This window comes from Corynebacterium sp. MSK035, assembly GCF_030232615.1.
Taxonomy (GTDB): domain Bacteria; phylum Actinomycetota; class Actinomycetes; order Mycobacteriales; family Mycobacteriaceae; genus Corynebacterium; species Corynebacterium jeikeium_D.
Genome location: NZ_JASPJP010000003.1, coordinates 24,484 through 43,819 on the forward strand (window position 1 = coordinate 24,484; position 19,336 = coordinate 43,819).

Here is a 19,336-nt window from a genome sequence, read left to right on the forward strand (position 1 = left end):
AGCATTCATGATTACGCGAATGTCCCAGCTGTTCCTGCGCACACTGCGCGAGGATCCAGCTGACGCCGAGGTCCCTAGCCACAAGCTGCTCGTCCGTGCCGGCTACATCCGGCGAACTGCCCCTGGTGTGTACTCCTGGCTGCCACTGGGCTTGAAGGTTCTGCGCAACGTAGAGAAGGTTGTGCGCGAGGAGATGGAAGGCATTGGCGCACAGGAGCTGGCATTCCCTGCACTGCTCCCGCGTGAACCGTACGAGGCGACGAATCGGTGGACCGAATACGGCCCCGAGCTGTTCCGTCTGAAGGATCGCAAGGGCGCGGACTACCTGCTGGGGCCGACGCACGAAGAGATGTTCGCGCTGGCTGTCAAGGATCTTTTCAGCTCCTACAAGGATTTCCCGACGACGCTGTTTCAGATTCAGACCAAGTACCGCGACGAGGCTCGCCCGCGCGCTGGTATTCTGCGTGGCCGCGAGTTCGTGATGAAGGACTCTTATTCCTTCGACATGGACGACGAGGGGCTGGAGAATTCTTATCAGCAGCACCGCGGTGCCTACCAGCGAATTTTTGACCGGCTGGGCATTAAGTACGAAATCTGCCACGCCACCTCCGGCGCTATGGGCGGTTCGGCCTCCGAGGAGTTCCTGGCTGTTAGCGAAAGTGGCGAAGACTCCTTCGTAGTCTCCACCGACGGTGAGTACGCCGCCAATGTGGAAGCCGTGAAGATTCCGGCAGTTGAACCGCAGCCGATTGAGGGACAACCGGAGGCGAAGGTTTACGAGTCTCCGAACTGCACCACAATCGCAGCACTTGTTGATTGGGCCAATGGTGCGGACCTCGGACGCGAGGTCACTGCTGCCGATACTTTGAAGTGCGTTCTCGTCGCCGTCGACCCGAAGAAGGTCGATAAGGAGGGCAACGCCCTGCCGGAACAGCTCACCGCAATCCTGGTTCCCGGTGACCGTGAGGTCGATGAAAAGCGTCTTGAAGTCGCATTTGAACCGGGTGAGGCGCGCTTGCTGGAGGACAAGGACTTCGCAGCCAATGACTTCCTGATCAAGGGCTACGTCGGCCCGCAGGGGCTCGCCGATCGCGGTGTGAAGGTCCTAGCTGACCCCCGCGTGGCGGAGGGCACAAATTGGATTACAGGAGCCAACGAGGAAGGCAAGCACATCGTCGATGTGGTCGCTGGTCGCGACTTCCAGATTGATGGTATTTGCGATGTCGCAGAGGTGCGTGACGGCGACCCGGCTCCGGAGGGGCATGGCACGCTAAAGATCGAGCGCGGAATCGAGATCGGTCACATTTTCCAGTTGGGCCGCAAGTACACCAACGCCTTTGAAATCGACATCCTCGATGTCAACGGTAAGCGTGCTCGTCCGACGATGGGGTCCTACGGCATTGGCGTGTCCCGCCTGGTCGCTGTCCTCGCGGAACAGCAGTTGGATGAAAAGGGCCTCAAGTGGCCAGTTGCCGCGGCACCGTACAAGGTTCACATCGCTGTGGCCGGCAAGAACGCCGAAGCAGCTGAGGCCGCTGAACAGCTGGCGGAAGACCTCAGCCAGCAGGGCATTGAGGTGCTTTTCGACGACCGTCCGAAGGTCAGCCCCGGTGTGAAGTTCAAGGACGCCGAGCTGCTGGGTATGCCGTTTGTGGTCATCTTTGGCCGTGGCTACGCGGACGGCAAGGTGGAGCTGCGTAACCGCCTGACCAACGAGACCGACGAGGTCGCCGCTGACGGCATTGCAGCTCACGTCGCGGAGCTGGTTCGCAAGGCTTAGAGCCCGGGCAACGGCTCCAAGTTGTTGCCACCTAGCGCTGCCGCTCCGGCGGCAGCCACGCCAGCTGCCTGCAGCGCGAACATACGCATCCGAGGGTTATTAGCAGCGAGCAATACGTCTTCCCACGCCTGGGCACAATAGCGCTCCAATGCAATCATGTAATCGACGGGTGCCGTATCTGGCGAAGGAGCGCCTTCCGGCATATAGCCAGGTGCGCTCTCCGGCACCTCAACGTCGGAATCCTCCAAAATTAGTCGGGCACGATCGCGCAAAATTCGGTGGCGCTCGCCACGGGCCAAAAGTGCAGTAGTGGTATCGCCTCCGACACGTGGTGCGGCTACGCCGACACCGTAAATCATCATGTATTCGGCTTGCAGTGCCTTAGTCATCTGTTCTTCGGCACCCGAGATTTCATCCCTGTCACTGGGAATCAATGGGACAAGCTCCTCCCACTCAGCGCCCGCAACACGCAGAGCGAGGACGATACCGCCATCGACAGCCGTGGCGAGGCGCGCAGTGTGCTCCTCCCGCAATGCAGTGCGTGAATCCAGGGCATTCGTCAGTACGGGATTGTTTCGCGAGTCCGTGAGCAGTAGCTTCGCGTCGGAACCGGTAACCAGGGATCCTGGGACTGCTACGTCCGAGCCACATTCATCGACAGGTTTACCGTCCTTGTGGGTGCCGCAGGCGCGTGTGATTTCCTTATCCAGTTCGGTAACCTGCGCGGAGCGCACCGCTGCGAGGTCAGGATTGGCGTCGCTAAGCGACTGTGCATCGCGCGCCGCCAGCGCATGGAGAACCTCAATGGCGTAATCGGGGCGCGGTGCCACCAGATGCGAGCACGCGGAAAGCGCAGGAAGTGATCCCACGGCGAGGGCAGCAGCGAGGAAGCCACGGCGCGAGAGAGTACGAGTGCGATGCGATGCGGAAGCAAAACTGGGGGAGGGAGGTTCAACAATCACCTCACTATGGTGCCACGGCGGGCGGCACTTTGTGTCAATGCGGTATGTGGAAAGCGCCCAGGTGCGCAATTCCTAGTACTTGACCTGTAGACTCTACGACTATGGCGATACCCGCACCCGAGAAAATTGAACAGTTTGTGAGCCCGGCGCTCGCACAAATCGGCCTGGATGTGGAAGATGTCAAGGTCGTTCGCGCCGGCGCAAAGTCACAGGTCATTGTGTTAGTTGACGCAGATGAGCGTCCTGACCTCGATGTTCTGGAACAGGCCACGTATGAAGTATCTTCGGCTCTGGATGCCGCGGAGGCACGTGGTGAAGCGGACTTCGGCGCTCAGGGCTACACCTTGGAAGTTTCCACTCCTGGTATTGACGCACCGCTGACCCAGCCTCGGCACTGGCGTCGTAACCGTGGTCGTATTGCGGAGATTTCGCTTGCCGACGGTTCCGCGATTGCAGCCCGCATTGGTGCGCTGTCGCCGGATGAAGAATCCATCATTCTCGTTACCTCTAAGGGGCCAAAGGGACGTTTGAAGGCTGTTGGCCAGCGTGTCCAATTAACCAATGTGGCCCGTGCAGTGGTACAAGTTGAATTCTCTAATCCGCCCGCAGCCGAGAAGGATTTTGCGGGACTAGACTATGACGATGCCTTGACCAGGCTGGAGGATAACAAGTGAAGATTGAACTAGCTGCCCTGCGAACCTTGGAAAAGGAAAAGGGTATTCCTGTCGACGAAATGCTGGGACTGGTCGCCCGAGCATTGCGTGAAAGCTACCGTAACACCACCGCACCGGCACAGTATGCGCGCGTCGAAATCGACCGTGAGACCGGTGACGTCATAGTCTTTGCCCAGGAGCGAGACGACGAGGGCAATCTCATCTCCGAATGGGACGACACTCCGGAGGACTTCGAGCGTACCGCTGCATTCGCTGTTCGTCAGACCATCCTTTCGCGTCTGCGGGATGCGGAGAGCGATAAGGTTCTCGACGAATACGCAGACCTGTCTAATCAGGTCATTTCCGGCGTGGTCCAGCGCGATGTCTATGCCAATGAAAAGGGCATTGTCGTCGTCCACATCGGTTCGGAGGCCAACGGCCGAGACGGTATTCTGATGCCGGCTGAGCAGCTGCCAGGTGAGGAACTCAAGCACGGTGACCGCATCAAGTGCTACGTCGTCGGTGTGAACAAGACACCGCGCGGTGTTGCGATTCACCTGTCACGCACGCATCCGGAGCTCATTCGTAAGCTCTTCGAACTTGAAGTTCCGGAAGTTGCCGATGGGGCAGTGGAATTGATTTCCATTGCGCGCGAGGCCGGTCACCGCACCAAGGTTGCTGTACGCCCCACGGTCAAGGGCCTCAACGCTAAGGGCGCCTGCATTGGGCCCCGCGGTCAGCGTGTGAACTCGATTATGAATGAGCTCAAGGGCGAGAAGATTGACATCATCGACTACGACGAGGATCCGGCGAAGTTCGTTGGTAACTCGCTGGCGCCCGCCAAGGTAGTTAGTGTCAAGATTCTGGACATGGACGAGCGCCGTGCACACGTTGTGGTGCCCGACTACCAGCTCTCTCTTGCTATCGGCAAGGAGGGACAGAATGCCCGTCTGGCGGCTCGTCTGACCGGCTGGCGAATCGATATCCACTCCGACGCGGAGTAGACACAACGTCAGCGTCCCAGCGGTTGCGAAAGTGGCGGGAAAGTGCCTAGGGGGTTGGCACTTTTCCGCCTTTTCGGGTTATGCTGGGAGGTGGCCAAACGACAAGGCGTGATTTTCCTATGCGAATTTTCGCGCTGAATTTCTTAGCAGGAAGGTGGGTGCGTCAGGAGTATGACGACTTCGCGGGTGCTAAACCCGAATTCGACAACTCATACGCCTGCACCCACACGTACCTGTATTGCAACTAAGCAGCGCCACAATTGCTCGGAGCTGCTACGCATTGTCGCCACCACCCGTTCAGATGGCTCAGTAGCCGTCGTTGCTGATCCGCATCGTCGGATGCAGGGGCGAGGTGCCTGGATCACCCCAACACTAAAGGCTTGGGAGATCGCCGACAAGCGCCGTGCATTTGGCCGCGCACTGAAGGTATCTACGCAGGTAGATGCGTTTCCGGTTAAACAGTTTATCGCCACGCACTACGAAGCGGCGGAGGGTTTCGCCCCCGCTGACGATGTGCGTGTCGCTAAGCAGGGAGGCAGGAAAAATGACAACAGAAAGACCTGAACACTGATGAGCACACGATGAAGCATCAGCGATGAACGGCAACAGATAAGAGGGAGCCCTGCAGGCGCTCTCGGTGCGCGGACAAATCCGCCATCGGGCGCTGCTCGGCCCCCACTAGTGAGGAGAGCAGTGTCCGGAAAGCTACGTGTCCATGAGCTCGCTAAGCAGCTCGGGGTCACCAGCAAAGAACTACTCGCCGAGCTGAAGGCTCAGGGCGAGTTTGTTAAGACCGCTTCTTCGACGGTGGAACCACCCGTCGTCAGGAAGATGAAGAAGGTCTACGAAGAGAAGAATGCTGGCGCAGGTGCTGACGCGTCTGCCCAGGCCCCAACTACCAAGGCTGCTGCTAAGTCGGGTGCCAAGCCAGCTGCAAAACCAGGCGCTAAGCCTGCTGCACCAGCGGCGGCAAAGCCGGGTGCCAAGCCAGCTGCAAAGCCAGGCGCTAAGCCTGCTGCACCAGCGGCGGCAAAGCCGGGTGCCAAGCCAGCTGCAAAACCAGGTGCCAAGCCTGCTGCACCAGCGGCGGCAAAGCCGGGTGCCAAGCCAGCAGCTAAGCCAGGCGCTAAGCCTGCTGCACCAGCGGCGGCAAAGCCGGGTGCCAAGCCAGCTGCACCGTCCCGTTCGCCGAAGCCGGGACAAGAAATGCCACGCCCGCCGAAGCCTGCTGGCCCGAAGCCAGGGCCGAAGCCAGGCGCACGCGCACCGCGTGTGGCGAACAACCCATTCTCGACCGGCGGATCCTCCCGTCCGGCACCGCGGCCGTCCAACATGCCGCGTCCGCAGGGTGGAAACGGCCGTCCGGGCCCGAAGCCGGGAGCACGCCAGGGTGGCCCTCGCCCGCAGGGTGGAAACGGCCGTCCGGGCCCGAAACCGGGAGCACGCCAGGGTGGCCCTCGCCCGCAGGGTGGACAGGGCCGCGGTAATAAGCCGAGCGGCAATCGTCCGACTCCGGCAATGATGCCTTCGCACCCGAACCCGGGGCAGATGCCTGCAAAGGCAAGCCGCGGTGGCGGTGGCGGTGGCTTCGGCGGCCGTGGTCGCGGCCCGGGTGGCCCGGGTGGCGGACCGCGCGGTGGTCGCGGCGGACGTCGCGGTGGAACTGCAGGTGCATTCGGGCGACCAGGAGGCGCCCCGCGTCGCGGACGTAAGTCGAAGCGTCAGAAGCGCAACGAGTACGAGGCAATGCAGGCACCATCCGTGGTAGGCGACGTTAAGCTGCCCAACGGTAAGGGCACGACCATTCGCCTCGCACGTGGTGCATCCCTGTCTGACTTCGCTGAGAAGATTAACGCCGATGCAGCATCGCTGGTCCAGGCGTTGTTCAACCTCGGCGAAATGGTGACGGCAACTGCATCGGTCTCCGACGAGACCCTGCAGCTGCTCGGCGACGAGATGGATTACAAGGTCCAGGTCGTCTCGCCTGAGGATGAGGACCGCGAGCTCCTCGAGTCCTTCGACCTCCAGTTCGGTGAGGACGAGGGCGACGATGAGGACCTGGAGCAGCGCCCGCCAGTGGTAACTGTGATGGGTCACGTCGACCACGGTAAGACGCGCCTGTTGGACACGATTCGTAAGGCCAACGTCGGTGGCCACGAGTCCGGTGGTATTACCCAGCACATCGGTGCCTACCAGGTGCCGGTGGAGCTCGACGGTGAGAAGCGCAAGGTTACCTTCTTGGATACCCCGGGTCACGAGGCGTTTACCGCCATGCGTGCTCGTGGTGCCAAGTCGACCGATATCGCGATTCTGGTTGTTGCAGCTGATGACGGCGTCATGCCGCAGACGGTTGAGGCTATTAACCACGCCAAGGCCGCTGATGTGCCGATTGTCGTTGCAGTCAACAAGATTGATAAAGAAACTGCAGATCCGCAGAAAATTCGTGGTCAGCTGACTGAATACGGTCTCACTGACGAAGAGTGGGGCGGCGACACTATGTTCGTCGATATCTCCGCTAAGCAAGGTCTCAACATCGATCAGCTTCTCGAAGCAGTGCTGTTGACTGCCGATGCTTCGCTGGATCTGCGCGCCAATCCGGATATGGACGCTCAGGGTGTCGCCATTGAGGCTCACCTTGACCGTGGCCGTGGTCCGGTGGCAACCGTTATCGTTCAGCGCGGTACGTTGCGCGTCGGTGATTCCATCGTTGTCGGTGACGCATATGGTCGTGTTCGCCGCATGGTCGATGAGTACGGCAACGACGTCGATGAGGCCGGTCCTTCCCGTCCGGTTCAGGTGCTCGGCCTGACCTCCGTACCGGGTGCTGGTGACAACCTCCTGGTTGTTGACGAGGATCGTACGGCCCGCCAGATTGCAGACCGCCGCGACGCACGTCGTCGTAATGCGCTGCAAGCACGTCGTCGCAAGCGCGTCTCCCTGGAGAACCTGGACGAGATCCTGAAGGAGACCAACACCCTCAACCTGATCCTGAAGGGCGACAACGCCGGTACCGTCGAGGCACTGGAAGAAGCCCTGCTCAAGATCGAGGTCGACGACGAGGTCGCACTGAACATCATCGACCGTGGTGTCGGTGCTGTTACTCAGACCAACGTCACGCTGGCTGCTGCGTCTGACGCCGTCATCATCGGCTTCAACGTTCGCTCCGAGGGTAAGGCCACAGAGGTTGCCAACGCTGAGGGCGTTGACATCCGCTACTACACGGTGATTTACCGTGCTATCGAGGATGTTGAGGCTGCTCTGAAGGGCATGCTCAAGCCGGTCTACGAGGAGAAGGAGATTGGTCGTGCAGAGATTCGCGCCATCTTCAAGTCCTCCGCAGTTGGCCTCATCGCCGGCTGTATGGTCGAGTCCGGCAAGGTCCGCCGCAACGCGAAGGCTCGCCTGGTTCGTGACGGCAACGTCATTACGGATTCGGCGACTATCGAGTCGCTGAAGCGAGAGAAGGACGATGCTACCGAGGTCGCAGCCGGTTACGAGTGCGGTATGGTGCTGTCTTACCCGGACATCCAGGTGGACGACGTTATCGAGGTCTACGAGATGGTCGAGGTTCCGCGCACGTAGCAACGTAAGCTAAACACTGCGTGAACTTTGATAAGGCGCTCCCTTCGGGGAGCGCCTTTTTGCGTATCGTGTTCGTTATGGGCTTCAAAACTAATCTCTTTGCACTCTCAGATGAACTGCCGCGAACGAATATTTTGAATTATCCTCCTGCGAGCGCAGAGGAGACTCTTGCGCAATTGGACAAGATTTGGCCAGGGAAATTCGCCTTTGATTCCGAAGAAACCATTGAGGATGGTCATAATTGGTACTTCCACGCGGTAGCGTTTGGGCCAACGCTGCTTTTCGGGACCGACGACGTATACGACCTTATTGAGGACCCAGCGTTGGCGAACGATCCTCGCGAGAGTTGGTCACTGTGCATCAATAGTGTTGTCGATTTCTGCCACTACAAGACTCCTACCAGGGAATTAGCAGCAAGCTGCGAAGACTATGATTTTGACATGCAGCGGTTTTTCAGCTCTGGACGACTGTTGGATTTCGAGGTACCGTTCGCTAACGGTGAACACGTCGAGGTACTACATCCGACGGATGTGGCTGAATGGGAACAAACCCATGGCAGCGCGGCGCCCAAGGATAAAAATGGTGAGGTAAGTTACCTTTTCCATCCGCTGGATTTAGGCAATGCTGCGGTTAAATGGATTTTCGGCATCGAGGGAGAAACACCATTGCAGGACAGTGTGATGGATTCACTGCCTGACTGCTCTCATGTTAATGGGTTACCGATGTACAACTTCGTGGAGCGCCGTTAAGAGCGTACGGGTAGGCTGCGTTTCAGCTGCGCAATTCCGTAGTAGCGACTCCCCATGCCGTCGATGACATCGATGGTGGTGGCAGTGTTGTCGTGATGATTAATGGGTTAATAACAAAGGGCGAGCGTGCGGCGAAGCAATTGGCTGCACTCGGTAAACGGGTGCGGGCGAAGTCGCGAAACATGCGGTTCGAAGTTGAGTAGTGTTTTGCGTGTTAGTATTAGCAGTCCTTTGTATTGAACCGTTTTGCCGGATCCCAAATGGGTCTTTGTCAGCGAAGGGGCACTTCAGGCCCCACGCTAAATGGGGTCTAGCTACGAATCGTTACGCACAGGTAGAGATAGATAGGGAGTAGCCAAAAATGGCAGATCCAGCACGCGCGCGCAGGCTGTCCAAGCGTATTCAGGAGATTGTCGCCAGCGCAATTGAGCGTGAGATTAAGGACCGGCGGCTGGAGTTTGTGACTATCACCGACTGCCGCGTCACCGGCGATTTGCACGACGCCACAGTTTTCTACACTGTGCGCGGACGTACGCTCGACGAGGAACCGGACTACGAGTCGGCAGCAGCAGCGCTGGAAAAGGCGAAGGGGCAGCTGCGTTCCCTGGTCGGTCGTGGCACCGGTGTGCGCTACACACCGACGCTGGCTTTTGAGGTTGACACCGTGCCGGAGATTTCCGCGCACCTTGAGGAGCTGCTCGATAAGACTCGCGCGCGCGACGCGGAATTGGCTGAGCAGGCTAGAAACGCAAAGCCCGCAGGCGATGCCAACCCATACCGCGACGAGGAGTAAAACTCTCCACCGGCCACATCTATCGATGAAAGGGGCACCCACGTGACCACTTCTCCGCAGGCTCAGGAGCAGGCAGCTCACCAGCTTTCCCAGGCGATTAATCGCCGCATGTCCAAGCCGATTCAGCAGATGCAGGATATGCTTGCCGACGCCAAGAAGGTCGGCGTCATTGCCCATGTTCACCCCGATGCGGATGCAATTGGTGCTGCATCTGCGATGGTCATGGCACTTGTACAGCGTGGCATTTCGGCTGTAGCCAGCTACGGTGAGAGCGATTTGCCAGCCAAGTCGCTGTTGACCATCCCCGGATGGGAGCGATTTGTCGAGTACACGGACTTGGATGAAGACATTGACACGTGGGTGACTGTCGACTGCGCAAGCCCGGGGCGCCTCGGTGCGCTGGAAGATCGCGTGATGGCCTCCGACCGCGTTATCAATGTTGACCATCACGCGACCAACACTCGCTTTGGGTCCGTCAACATGGTTGACGAACGCGCAGAGTCCTCGACCATGGTGCTCCTGGACTTCTTTGGTGTCTGGGGTATCAAGCTGACCACGCCGATGGCTCATGCTCTCTATGCAGGGCTGTTGACGGACACCGCATCGTTCCAGTTCGGCCATTCCCGCATGCACACTGCAGCGGCGCGCCTGCTGGATAAGGGGCTCAATCCGCGCACGATTGGTGCACAGCTGCTGGAAGAACATCCGTTTGCCTACCTTCCATTCCTGGGCAAGGTGCTTTCCACCGCGACATTGGTGCCCGAGTGGGGCGACGGCGCTGGCCTAATCCACGTCGTCATTGAGCACGACCAGACCGCCGAAGTTGGCCACGATGAGATTGAATCGGTCGTGGACATTGTGCGTACGACTAATGCGGCCGACGTCTGTGCCGTGCTTAAGGAGTATGAGCCAAACCAGTGGGCCGTCTCGCTGCGTTCTCGCGAGCTTGTCGATGTCTCCCAGGTCGCCCTGGAAATTGGCGGCGGTGGCCACGAGCGTGCCGCCGGTCTGACTCGGGAGTGCAGCAAGGATGAGCTGCTGCAGGCCATCCTGGACACCAGCGATGTCGCAGCCCAGGCACGCCGAGGCACGAGCGAGGCCTAGGGGATTGTCGGACTCGCGAGAAACTCAGGAGCGCACTGAGATTGAGCAAACTGGCATAGAGCAAACTGGCATAGAGCGAACCGGCATAGAGCGAACCGGGCACAGTGCGAAGTCAGATGTCAGCCTTCGCGCAATCGTTTCGCTTGCGCTGCCAGCGTTGGGTGTTCTTGCCGCGCCCGCACTCTATGTGCTGCTGGATACGGCTGTCATCGGTCGGCTTGGAGCTGTTCAGCTTGCGGCGCTTGCCGCTGGTTCGACGGTTTTTTCTGTGGTAACTACGCAGCTTACTTTCTTGGCTTACGGCACGACCGCCCGATCAGCGCGAGCCTTTGGCAGGGGCAACGTGGACGAGGCGGTTGAAGAGGGACTGCAAGCGACGTGGGTCGCCATCTTTGTGGGCCTTAGCCTCTTTGCCATCATCGTGGGGTTGGCACCAGTATTTACCGGTTGGTTAGCTCCTCATCCGGAGGTCGCTCATGATGCCGGGCAGTGGTTGCGAGTTGCTGCCTTCGCCATTCCGCTGACGTTGATTGCGCAGGCTGGAAATGGTTGGTTGCGCGGTATCCAAAACACTCGCGCGCCGCTGCTATTTGTGCTCTCAGGCCTTGTTCCGGCCGCCATTGTGATTGTGCCGCTGGTCCGCGCCTTCGGTCTCGAGGGCTCTGCGCTGGCCGTTCTCTTCGGCGAATTGATTACCGGCGGACTGTTCCTCCGCAGTCTTTTCAAAGAGTGCTCTAGCCGCAAGCTTTCCATGCGCCCGAATGGCGCCATTATCAAAAGCCAGCTGGTCCTCGGCCGCGATCTCATCGTTCGCTCCTTGTCCTTCCAGGTAGCGTTCCTCTCCGCCGCAGCGGTTGCTGGCCGCGTTGGGCCGACCACGCTCGGTGGGCACCAGGTCATGCTGCAACTGTGGAATCTGATTTCGTTGGTGCTCGACTCGCTAGCGATTGCTGCACAGACGCTCGTCGGTGCAGCGTTGGGCGGTAGCTCCACGGCCGTTGCCCGCTGGACTGGCAAGCGCGTGACGGTCTGGTCAAGCGTCATTGCCCTCGGCCTAGCGGCTGTTTTCGCAGTAGGTAATGCCAGCATCGTCCGCATTTTTACCGACGCAACAGGCGTGATTGACGCAGTCACCGCCGGACCATGGTGGATTCTTGTCGCAATGATTCCTATCGGCGGTGTCGTCTTCGCGCTCGATGGCGTGTTGCTCGGCGCCGGCGACGCAGCCTTCCTCCGTAACGCCACCGTTAGCGCGGTCCTGTGCGGATTCCTCCCACCGGTCTGGCTGGCGCAGGCATTTGGCTGGGGGCTGACCGGCGTGTGGTGCGGTCTCTTGGCCTTCATGATTCTGCGACTAATCTTTGTCGCTACCCGTTTCCGTGGAGAGAAATGGTACGGCATCAGCGCATGAGTGTGCTTGCCGACGTCCAGGAGTATCTGGCCAGGCATTTGCCCGCCGGTAGCCGGCTAGTTATTGACTCCAATGCCGAGCGTCCGTTTAGTGATGCGGAATTGCAGCAGCTCCGTAGCGCTGAGTTGAGGCTGTCTGATAGTGCAGCACCTGTTCGAATCCGTGATTTCACCCGAGGGCGCCTCGCTGCGCATGAGGCGGTGCAACGGCTAGGAGAGCCTGCCCCACATGGGATTGGCATGTCGACCACCGGAGCGCCGCTGTGGCCGCGAGGAGTCGTGGGGTCAATTAGCCATTGCGACGGGGCCGTGGCAGCCGTGTCCGCGAGCGCTGAACAGCTGCAGGGGATTGGCATCGATGTCGAGGTCGAGCAGACTCTAGAGTTAGGAATCATCGAGGCAGTCTTGCGCACTGACGAAGCACGCCTTGACCCGCTGGTGCAATTTAGCGCCAAGGAATCAATGTACAAACTCTGGGAGCCGATAGTCGGGCAGTGGCTAGACTTCGACGAAGTCTCCGTCCAACTGCGAAAGAAACGGATAGCAGCGCGAGGTTTTTCCCGAGGACTCACAGGCGGACCTTTACAGCTAACGTTTCACCGTGAGATTCCCGACGCCTTCTGCGGAGTAAAAGGCTTCTGGGCTCGCGGTGCAGGCATCGTTGCAACCGCGGTGTGGCTCGAGCAGTCTTAAAATCCTTGAGAGGTAGTCACAGCGTGGCCGGGCGCACCACGAAGACCGTCTTAGCCCGTTTGCCAGATTCTGTGAGCAGCGCCGGAACCTTTCCCGTTGGTGACACCGCCGCATAGACTCCAGGTTTTCCGATCGGCTCCAGCCACTTGCCCTGAGCCAAATCAGCCGCCTGCTGTTCAGTAATTTCGCGGGTATCAAAGCAACGCAGGCAGGCCTCGTCCAGACTCATCGGCAGCAAGGAAGCGGCGCGCTCCGGGACTGGGCGTCGCATCTCCGCAATTTCTGGATGGGCGGTGTCGAACTGCTCGGCCTTCGCCGTGAGCTCGTCGATAGTCAACGCCTCATCAATAGTGAAAACGCCGGCGGCAGTACGCCGCAGAGCAGTGAGATGACCACCGACTCTCAGTGCATCCCCCAAGTCACGAGCTAGGGCGCGGATGAAAGTGCCGGCAGAGCAGTCGACCTCCACGTCGATATCGATGCGCTCCCCGGGGCGCGAAGGATCGGAGTCGTGGCGGATGTCCAGAACCTCATAGCGGGTGATCGTCACTGGGCGCGCAGGGATATCGACCTTCTCACCACGGCGGATGCGCTCGTAGGCGCGGACACCGTCAATCTTCACCGCTGATACCGCCGCGGGTTTTTGCATGATTGTGCCGGTGAACTTCGCAATTTCCGCTCGAACCATTTCATCAGTCACCGATGCCGCCGAGGATTCGGAGAGCAACTCGCCTTCGGCGTCGTCGGTAAGCGTGGCAGCGCCGAGTCGAATGGTGGCTTGGTAGGACTTCGTGTCGGCGTGGACATGTGGCAGGAAACGGGTGCCGCGGCCGATGCCGAGGACGAGCACACCGGTGGCCATTGGGTCGAGGGTACCGGAGTGGCCGACCTTCTTGGTGCGGAAGATGCGACGGAGTTTGCCCACTACATCGTGGCTTGTCCAGCCTTGGGGCTTGTCGACGATAACAATGCCGGAGTCTGCAATCGGATCGAAGTCGGTCATAGACGCAATCCTATGTTGCGCTATATGCGGTGTGTTAAACGGTGACCAGTTACACTGGCTCTTTGTGGAGATTTGGTATGGCTTGGACAATGCACCCGAAGACCTGGGGGACACGGTCGTAACCATCGGAGTGTTCGATGGTATTCATCTTGGGCATAAGCGCCTGATAGCTGCTGCGGTCAGTGACGCTCGCGCTCGTGGCGTGAAGTCGCTGTTGATGACTTTCGATCCCAATCCCGTAGCGCTGTTTGCCCCGGATAAGGTGCCGCCGGCACTGTCCACCGTGTCCCGTCGCGCCGAGCTGGCAGAAGCGGAGGGAATCGATGCCATGCTTGTCGTGCCTTTCGACAAGAACTTCTCCAGCATCCCCGCAGAAGACTTTGTACGCACCGTTGTCCGCGACAAGCTGAATGCACAGGCCGTCTTCGTTGGCCAGAACTTCACCTATGGGCAGAAGGCCGCAGGTACCGCCGAGACTATGCCGGAGCACGGCCGTAAGTGTGGGGTCGACGTCACCATCGTCGACCTTCTCGACGTCACTGCCGCGGACTCGACCGAACGTGTTTCGTCGACACGTATTCGCGGTTTGCTTGCCGACGGTGCGGTGTCCGCAGCCGCCTCGTGTCTCGGGTACTTCTACCGTGTCGATGGTGATGTTCTTCCAGGTCAGGGGCGTGGAGGAGCGCAGCTGGGCTTTCCGACCGCCAATATTGACTTCGCTGAGGGCCTGGCAATCCCGGCTGATGGTGTCTACGCGGCATGGTTCACGGTTCAGCCGACGGCAGCCCGCCCGGAGCCGGACCCGAAGGGCGATATCGAGTTTGGGGTGCGCTACCCAGCGGCCGTGTCGGTGGGCACTAATGTGACCTTTGGAGACACTGATCGAACGGTCGAGGCCTACGTGATTGACCGTCATGCGGACCTCTACGGCACCGCTGGGCAGGTTGAGTTTGTCGACCGGATTCGCGGCATGGAGAAGTTCGACTCGGTCGAGGAGCTCATTGACCGGATGAACCAGGACGTGGCAGACACCGAAGCCATTTTGGCTAAGACCGATTAGCTGTTAAAGTAAAACGTCGGCTGTGACTGCGGTCCACAAGCAGTTGCGAGGAACCAGTTGCCAGACGCTGTTTGGTTCCGGGAAAGCCGAGAATGTGGACTGAAAAAACGACCATAATTTGATTCAAGGAGTTAGATTTACATGGCTTTGAACACTGCAGAAAAGGCTGAGATTCTCAAGGAGTTCGGCCTGCACGAGACCGACACCGGTTCCCCGGAGGCTCAGGTTGCACTGCTGACCGCACGTATTCGTCAGCTGACCGAGCACCTGAAGTTCCACAAGCACGATCACCACTCCCGTCGTGGTCTGCTGCTGCTGGTCGGTCGCCGCAAGGGCCTGCTGCAGTACCTGCAGGACAACGACGTTGAGCGCTACCGTAAGCTGATCGAGCGCCTGGGTCTGCGTCGCTAAGGTTCTCCTTAAGGTCCTGTTTGTCAGAGCTTCATTGGTGTAAGTTGCTCTGTTAATTCAAGGCTTTTAAGCTTTTTAGACTCGCCGTTTGGGTTTCCATTGGATGGAAGCTCACGGCGGGTCTTTTTTTTTGATCACTTGTCGTTGTGGTATTCACTCATCGATGCGCTGTAGCGTGGCCACAAGTGAATACCTCATCGACAGGTGGAGGGGCTGATCGAAAGCGTGCGCATAAGTGCCGGGGCACCATCGATAAGACACGGTAATTCGTCGATAAGACACGGTAAACCATCGATGAGTCAAGAAAAGTCATCGATAAGTGCCCCCCGCCCCGCAAACTCCTAGAACCCCGCGTAGGTGCAAGAACCCAGATGCAGTGAGAGATCTCCGATCCGTCCAATACGAGAACTTTCCGCGTTAGCTGGTAGAATGCGTGACGCAAACGAAGTTCATTCGATCTTTTACAGGCGACATCGATGATCGCCGCTATTTCTAGGAGTAAGAAACCTATGGCCAACAGCAAGGCTGTTGAATTTTTCTTTGATGAGGATTTCGGTATTACCGAGGCCGTTGCCACCATCGACAATGGTGATTTCGGCACCCGCACCATTCGCTTTGAAACGGGCCAGCTGGCTCGTCAGGCCGATGGTTCGGTGACCACCTACTTGGACGAGGAGACCATGCTCCTGTCCACCGTCACCGCTTCCAACCAGCCCCGCGAGGGCTTTGATTTCTTCCCGCTGACCGTCGACGTTGAAGAGCGTATGTACGCTGCGGGCAAGATTCCGGGTTCGTTCTTCCGCCGTGAGGGCCGCCCGTCTACCGATGCCATCCTGGCATGTCGTCTGATTGACCGTCCGCTGCGTCCGACCTTCGTCAAGGGCCTGCGCAACGAGGTACAGGTTGTTGTCACCGTCATGTCCTGGGATCCGAAGGACCGTTACGACGTTGTCGCAATCAACGGCGCGTCAGCTGCAACTCAGCTTTCCGGGCTGCCGGTCTCCGGCGCTGTCGGTGGCGTCCGCATCGCGCTTGTTGCTGATGACAAGCACCCAGAGGGTGCATGGGTCGCTTTCCCGACCGAGGAGCAGCACGAGCAGGCTCTGTTCGAGATGGTCGTCGCTGGCCGTATCGTCACCCGCAAGCGTCGCGGCAAGAACGTCGAAGATGTCGCCATCATGATGGTGGAGGCCGGAGCAGGGGAGACCGTCGTCAAGCGTATTGCTGACGGTGCACCGGCGCCGACCGAGGACATCGTCGCCGCTGGCCTCGAGGCAGCAAAGCCGCACATCAAGGTTCTGTGTGAGGCACAGAAGGGTCTGGCTGAGCGCGCAGCGAAGGAAACGCAGGAGTTCCCGCTGTTCCCGGCATACAGCGATGAGATTTTTAACGCAGTCGAGAAGAAGTCCGCTAAGAAGCTGGCCAAGCTGCTCACCATTCCGGGTAAGCAGGAACGAGATGACGCCACCAATGAGTACATGGAGGACGTCGAGGGGCAGCTGCTGGAGCGCTTCGTATCCGATGATGTCGACGAGCAAGCTGCATCTAAGCAGATTCGCGCTGCATACAACGCAGTGATGAAGCAGATTGTCCGTGAGAAGATTCTGGCTGAGGGCTTCCGCATCGATGGTCGCGGTGTCACCGACATTCGTGACCTGGGCGTTGAGGTCGGTCTGATTCCGCGTGCCCACGGCTCTTCGCTGTTTGAGCGCGGCGAGACCCAGATTCTGGGTGTCACCACTTTGGATATGCTGAAGATGGAGCAGCAGATTGACTCGCTGACTCCTGTTACCTCCAAGCGCTACATCCACCACTACAACTTCCCGCCGTACTCCACCGGCGAGACCGGTCGTGTTGGCTCTCCGAAGCGCCGCGAGATTGGTCACGGGGCACTGGCTGAGCGCGCTCTGCTGCCGGTCGTGCCGTCCCGCGAGGAATTCCCGTACACCATTCGCCAGGTCTCCGAGGCTCTTGGATCCAATGGTTCGACCTCCATGGGCTCGGTCTGTGCTTCGACTCTGTCGCTGTACAACGCCGGTGTGCCGCTGAAGGCTCCGGTTGCCGGTATCGCCATGGGCCTGGTTTCCGGCGAGGTTGACGGTGAGAACCGCTTCGTCGCACTGACCGATATTCTCGGTGCCGAAGACGCATTCGGTGACATGGACTTCAAGGTCGCTGGTACTGCGGACTTCATTACCGCACTGCAGCTGGACACCAAGCTCGACGGTATTCCGTCGAAGGTTCTGGCCGATGCTCTGTCCCAGGCTCGTGATGCACGTCTGGCCATCCTGTCCACCATGGCTGAGGTCATCGAGTCTCCGGACGAGATGAGTGGTCTCGCTCCGAAGATCACCACCGTTAAGGTTCCGGCTTCGAAGATCGGTGAGCTCATCGGTCCGAAGGGCAAGACCATCAACGGCATCACCGAGGAAACCGGTGCTGATATCTCTATCGAGGACGACGGCACCGTATTTGTCTCGGCAACTTCCGGTAAGGCCGCGGACGCTGCAATCGAGCAGATTAATGCCATTGCTAACCCGCAGCTGCCGAAGGTCGGCGAACGCTACCTGGGCACTGTCGTGAAGACTGTCGCTTTCGGTGCTTTTGTCTCCCTGACTCCGGGCCGTGACGGTCTGATCCACATCTCCAAGCTCGGTGGCGACAAGCGCATCGAGAAGGTCGAGGATGTCATCAATGTCGGCGACAAGATTCAGGTCGAAATCGCTGATATCGACAACCGCGGCAAGATCTCGCTGGTTCCGGTCGAAGACGATTAATGCTTGGCGACGGAGGATGTGCTTTAGGTAGCCTCCAACAACGCGTGTAGCGATGGCGCGGTTAGGTCACAAATTGACCTAACCGCGCTTTTGTTTTGGGTTAATCTCGGGTTTCGAAGGGATTAATTTTCGAACCCACGTGGAAGGTAATTTGCGCATGCAACTTGTCGCGCACGATCATGAATTCATCGACATTGCGGCCGGTGGCTATGTCGCAAGTATTTCCCAGTTCGGTGGTGGACCGAGATCACTGGAGTACTGTGGCCTGCCACTGCTGACTGACTATCCCAAAGGGTTCAATCCACCGTTGTCCGCAGGTACGCTCCTGGCTCCGTGGCCGAACAGGGTCGCTGACGGAGTATTCATCTTTGATGGGGAAGTCCATCGACTAGATATTTCGGAGCCGTCCCGGGCGAATGCTATTCACGGATTTGTTGCAGATCGCGTTTGGTCTGTGGTCGATTCTGATGACAGCAGCGTCACCTTGGGCGTGGAAGTTGAGCCGCAACCGGGCTGGCCTTGGGAACTCGGTATGACCGTGCGCTGGCAAGTCACGTCTGCAGATGGCCTATCGGCGGAGTTCACAGTGCATAATCGCAGCGATAGGGAGTGCCCGTTTGGTCTGGGCTGGCATCCCTATTTAAGCGCGTTGGGCGCTGACTTCGGCAGTTGCACACTACGGTTGCCCGTTGATAACAACCTGCCACTGGAGCCAATTCGAAACTTGCCCGCCGGCCCAGCGGTGCCAGCGGAGACAGTGGTTCCCAGCCTTCGAGAGGGGGTATCCCTGGATGGACTGTGGCTGGATCACTGCTTCTTTGCTGCCGCGGAGGCAGCGGGGAGTCACTCACCGTGCCGTCGTGAAGCACATTTGGTTGGACCAAATGGCAAGGGTGCTGTGCTCTGGGCCGATGATGAATTCCGCTTCTTCCAGGTCTATGTTGCCGACGCTGGACGACGAGAAGGATTTCCTGGGCACGGGAATGCGATTGCGGTGGAGCCAATGACATGTCCGCCGGATGCGCTACGCTCCGGTACCGGTTTGCTGCGAGTTCAGGCTGGAGAGACAACAACTCTTGCCATGGGACTGCGCGCGGAAACGGGCGGAAAATAGTTTTCCCAGCGCAGAAGAGTGCAGCCCCCTCAATCGGGTTAAAACCTTCTTAATTAATTCACCTGGAATTAAGAATGGAAAATACACTTGGGGACGAATGTAAAAGAATAGGTCTTCCTTTTGTTCCGGATAGTGGCTATCTGGCCCCACACTTCGGGGTAGGTCGAGCCACTTTCACGGCCTTGATGGGCGTGCACCAGCCAGGTGCCGAGAAAAAGAAATCCCAATTCGTGCATTTCCT

16 protein-coding genes are annotated in these 19,336 nt (G+C 58.9%); 14 read left to right on the forward strand and 2 right to left on the reverse strand.

The features are described from left to right. Positions 1 to 7: 7 nt before the first annotated feature. On the forward strand, positions 8 to 1,780 hold the full coding sequence (locus QP978_RS02865; protein WP_016422581.1) for a proline--tRNA ligase: 1,773 nt from the start codon (positions 8 to 10) through the stop codon (positions 1,778 to 1,780). On the opposite strand, the gene QP978_RS02870 is transcribed toward QP978_RS02865, so the two are convergent. After that, positions 1,777 to 2,742 carry a DUF4439 domain-containing protein gene (locus QP978_RS02870; RefSeq protein WP_049189652.1) on the reverse strand — a complete coding sequence of 322 codons (966 nt, stop codon included), beginning with the start codon at positions 2,740 to 2,742 and terminating at the stop codon, positions 1,777 to 1,779. The genes QP978_RS02865 and QP978_RS02870 overlap by 4 nt on opposite strands. A 101-nt stretch (positions 2,743 to 2,843) precedes the next feature. On the opposite strand from QP978_RS02870, the gene rimP reads away from it, so the two are divergent. The 9 genes from rimP (at position 2,844) to QP978_RS02915 (ending at position 12,730) form a co-directional block, all read left to right on the forward strand. Continuing rightward, positions 2,844 to 3,416 carry a ribosome maturation factor RimP gene (rimP, locus tag QP978_RS02875; RefSeq protein ID WP_016422583.1) on the forward strand — a complete coding sequence of 191 codons (573 nt, stop codon included), beginning with the start codon at positions 2,844 to 2,846 and terminating at the stop codon, positions 3,414 to 3,416. Continuing rightward, positions 3,413 to 4,399, forward strand: a complete 987-nt coding sequence (gene nusA / locus QP978_RS02880) for a transcription termination factor NusA (RefSeq protein WP_016422584.1) — start codon at positions 3,413 to 3,415, stop codon at positions 4,397 to 4,399. Before rimP ends, nusA begins: the two co-directional genes overlap by 4 nt. A gap of 171 nt (positions 4,400 to 4,570) precedes the next feature. Beyond that, positions 4,571 to 4,963, forward strand: a complete 393-nt coding sequence (locus QP978_RS02885) for a YlxR family protein (RefSeq protein WP_016422585.1) — start codon at positions 4,571 to 4,573, stop codon at positions 4,961 to 4,963. Positions 4,964 to 5,092: 129 nt separating this feature from the next. Then, entirely contained in the window at positions 5,093 to 7,981 is a 2,889-nt protein-coding gene (gene infB / locus QP978_RS02890; protein WP_284856817.1) for a translation initiation factor IF-2, read from the forward strand. 20 nt (positions 7,982 to 8,001) lie between these two features. Next, positions 8,002 to 8,730 (forward strand): hypothetical protein, encoded by a 729-nt coding sequence (locus tag QP978_RS02895; RefSeq protein ID WP_016422587.1) that lies wholly within the window; start codon positions 8,002 to 8,004, stop codon positions 8,728 to 8,730. Between the two features lie 361 nt (positions 8,731 to 9,091). Beyond that, complete coding sequence (gene rbfA / locus QP978_RS02900) at positions 9,092 to 9,523, forward strand: 30S ribosome-binding factor RbfA (protein ID WP_016422588.1); 432 nt, start codon at positions 9,092 to 9,094, stop codon at positions 9,521 to 9,523. A 42-nt stretch (positions 9,524 to 9,565) separates the two neighbouring features. Further along, positions 9,566 to 10,627 (forward strand): DHH family phosphoesterase, encoded by a 1,062-nt coding sequence (locus QP978_RS02905; RefSeq protein ID WP_049170820.1) that lies wholly within the window; start codon positions 9,566 to 9,568, stop codon positions 10,625 to 10,627. A gap of 4 nt (positions 10,628 to 10,631) precedes the next feature. Next, entirely contained in the window at positions 10,632 to 12,038 is a 1,407-nt protein-coding gene (locus tag QP978_RS02910; protein ID WP_149420960.1) for an MATE family efflux transporter, read from the forward strand. Further along, entirely contained in the window at positions 12,017 to 12,730 is a 714-nt protein-coding gene (locus tag QP978_RS02915; protein ID WP_049170823.1) for a 4'-phosphopantetheinyl transferase family protein, read from the forward strand. Before QP978_RS02910 ends, QP978_RS02915 begins: the two co-directional genes overlap by 22 nt. 16 nt (positions 12,731 to 12,746) lie before the next feature. Here the strand turns inward: QP978_RS02915 and truB are convergent, their stop codons facing one another. Continuing rightward, the gene (gene truB / locus QP978_RS02920) at positions 12,747 to 13,733 is read right to left on the reverse strand and encodes a tRNA pseudouridine(55) synthase TruB (protein WP_284856818.1); all 987 of its coding nucleotides are present in this window, start codon (positions 13,731 to 13,733) and stop codon (positions 12,747 to 12,749) included. A 64-nt stretch (positions 13,734 to 13,797) separates the two neighbouring features. On the opposite strand from truB, the gene QP978_RS02925 reads away from it, so the two are divergent. From QP978_RS02925 to QP978_RS02940, 4 genes are all read left to right on the forward strand, one after another. Further along, positions 13,798 to 14,793, forward strand: coding sequence for a bifunctional riboflavin kinase/FAD synthetase (locus QP978_RS02925; RefSeq protein WP_284856820.1), 996 nt, complete (start codon positions 13,798 to 13,800; stop codon positions 14,791 to 14,793). Positions 14,794 to 14,934: 141 nt separating this feature from the next. Continuing rightward, a complete protein-coding gene (rpsO, locus tag QP978_RS02930; RefSeq protein WP_016422594.1) occupies positions 14,935 to 15,204 on the forward strand; it encodes a 30S ribosomal protein S15 in 270 nt (89 codons plus the stop codon). 509 nt (positions 15,205 to 15,713) lie between these two features. Then, entirely contained in the window at positions 15,714 to 17,981 is a 2,268-nt protein-coding gene (locus QP978_RS02935) for a polyribonucleotide nucleotidyltransferase (protein ID WP_048733516.1), read from the forward strand. A 157-nt stretch (positions 17,982 to 18,138) separates the two neighbouring features. Beyond that, the gene (locus QP978_RS02940; protein WP_049170826.1) at positions 18,139 to 19,095 is read left to right on the forward strand and encodes an aldose 1-epimerase family protein; all 957 of its coding nucleotides are present in this window, start codon (positions 18,139 to 18,141) and stop codon (positions 19,093 to 19,095) included. The last annotated feature ends 241 nt before the right edge of the window (positions 19,096 to 19,336 follow it).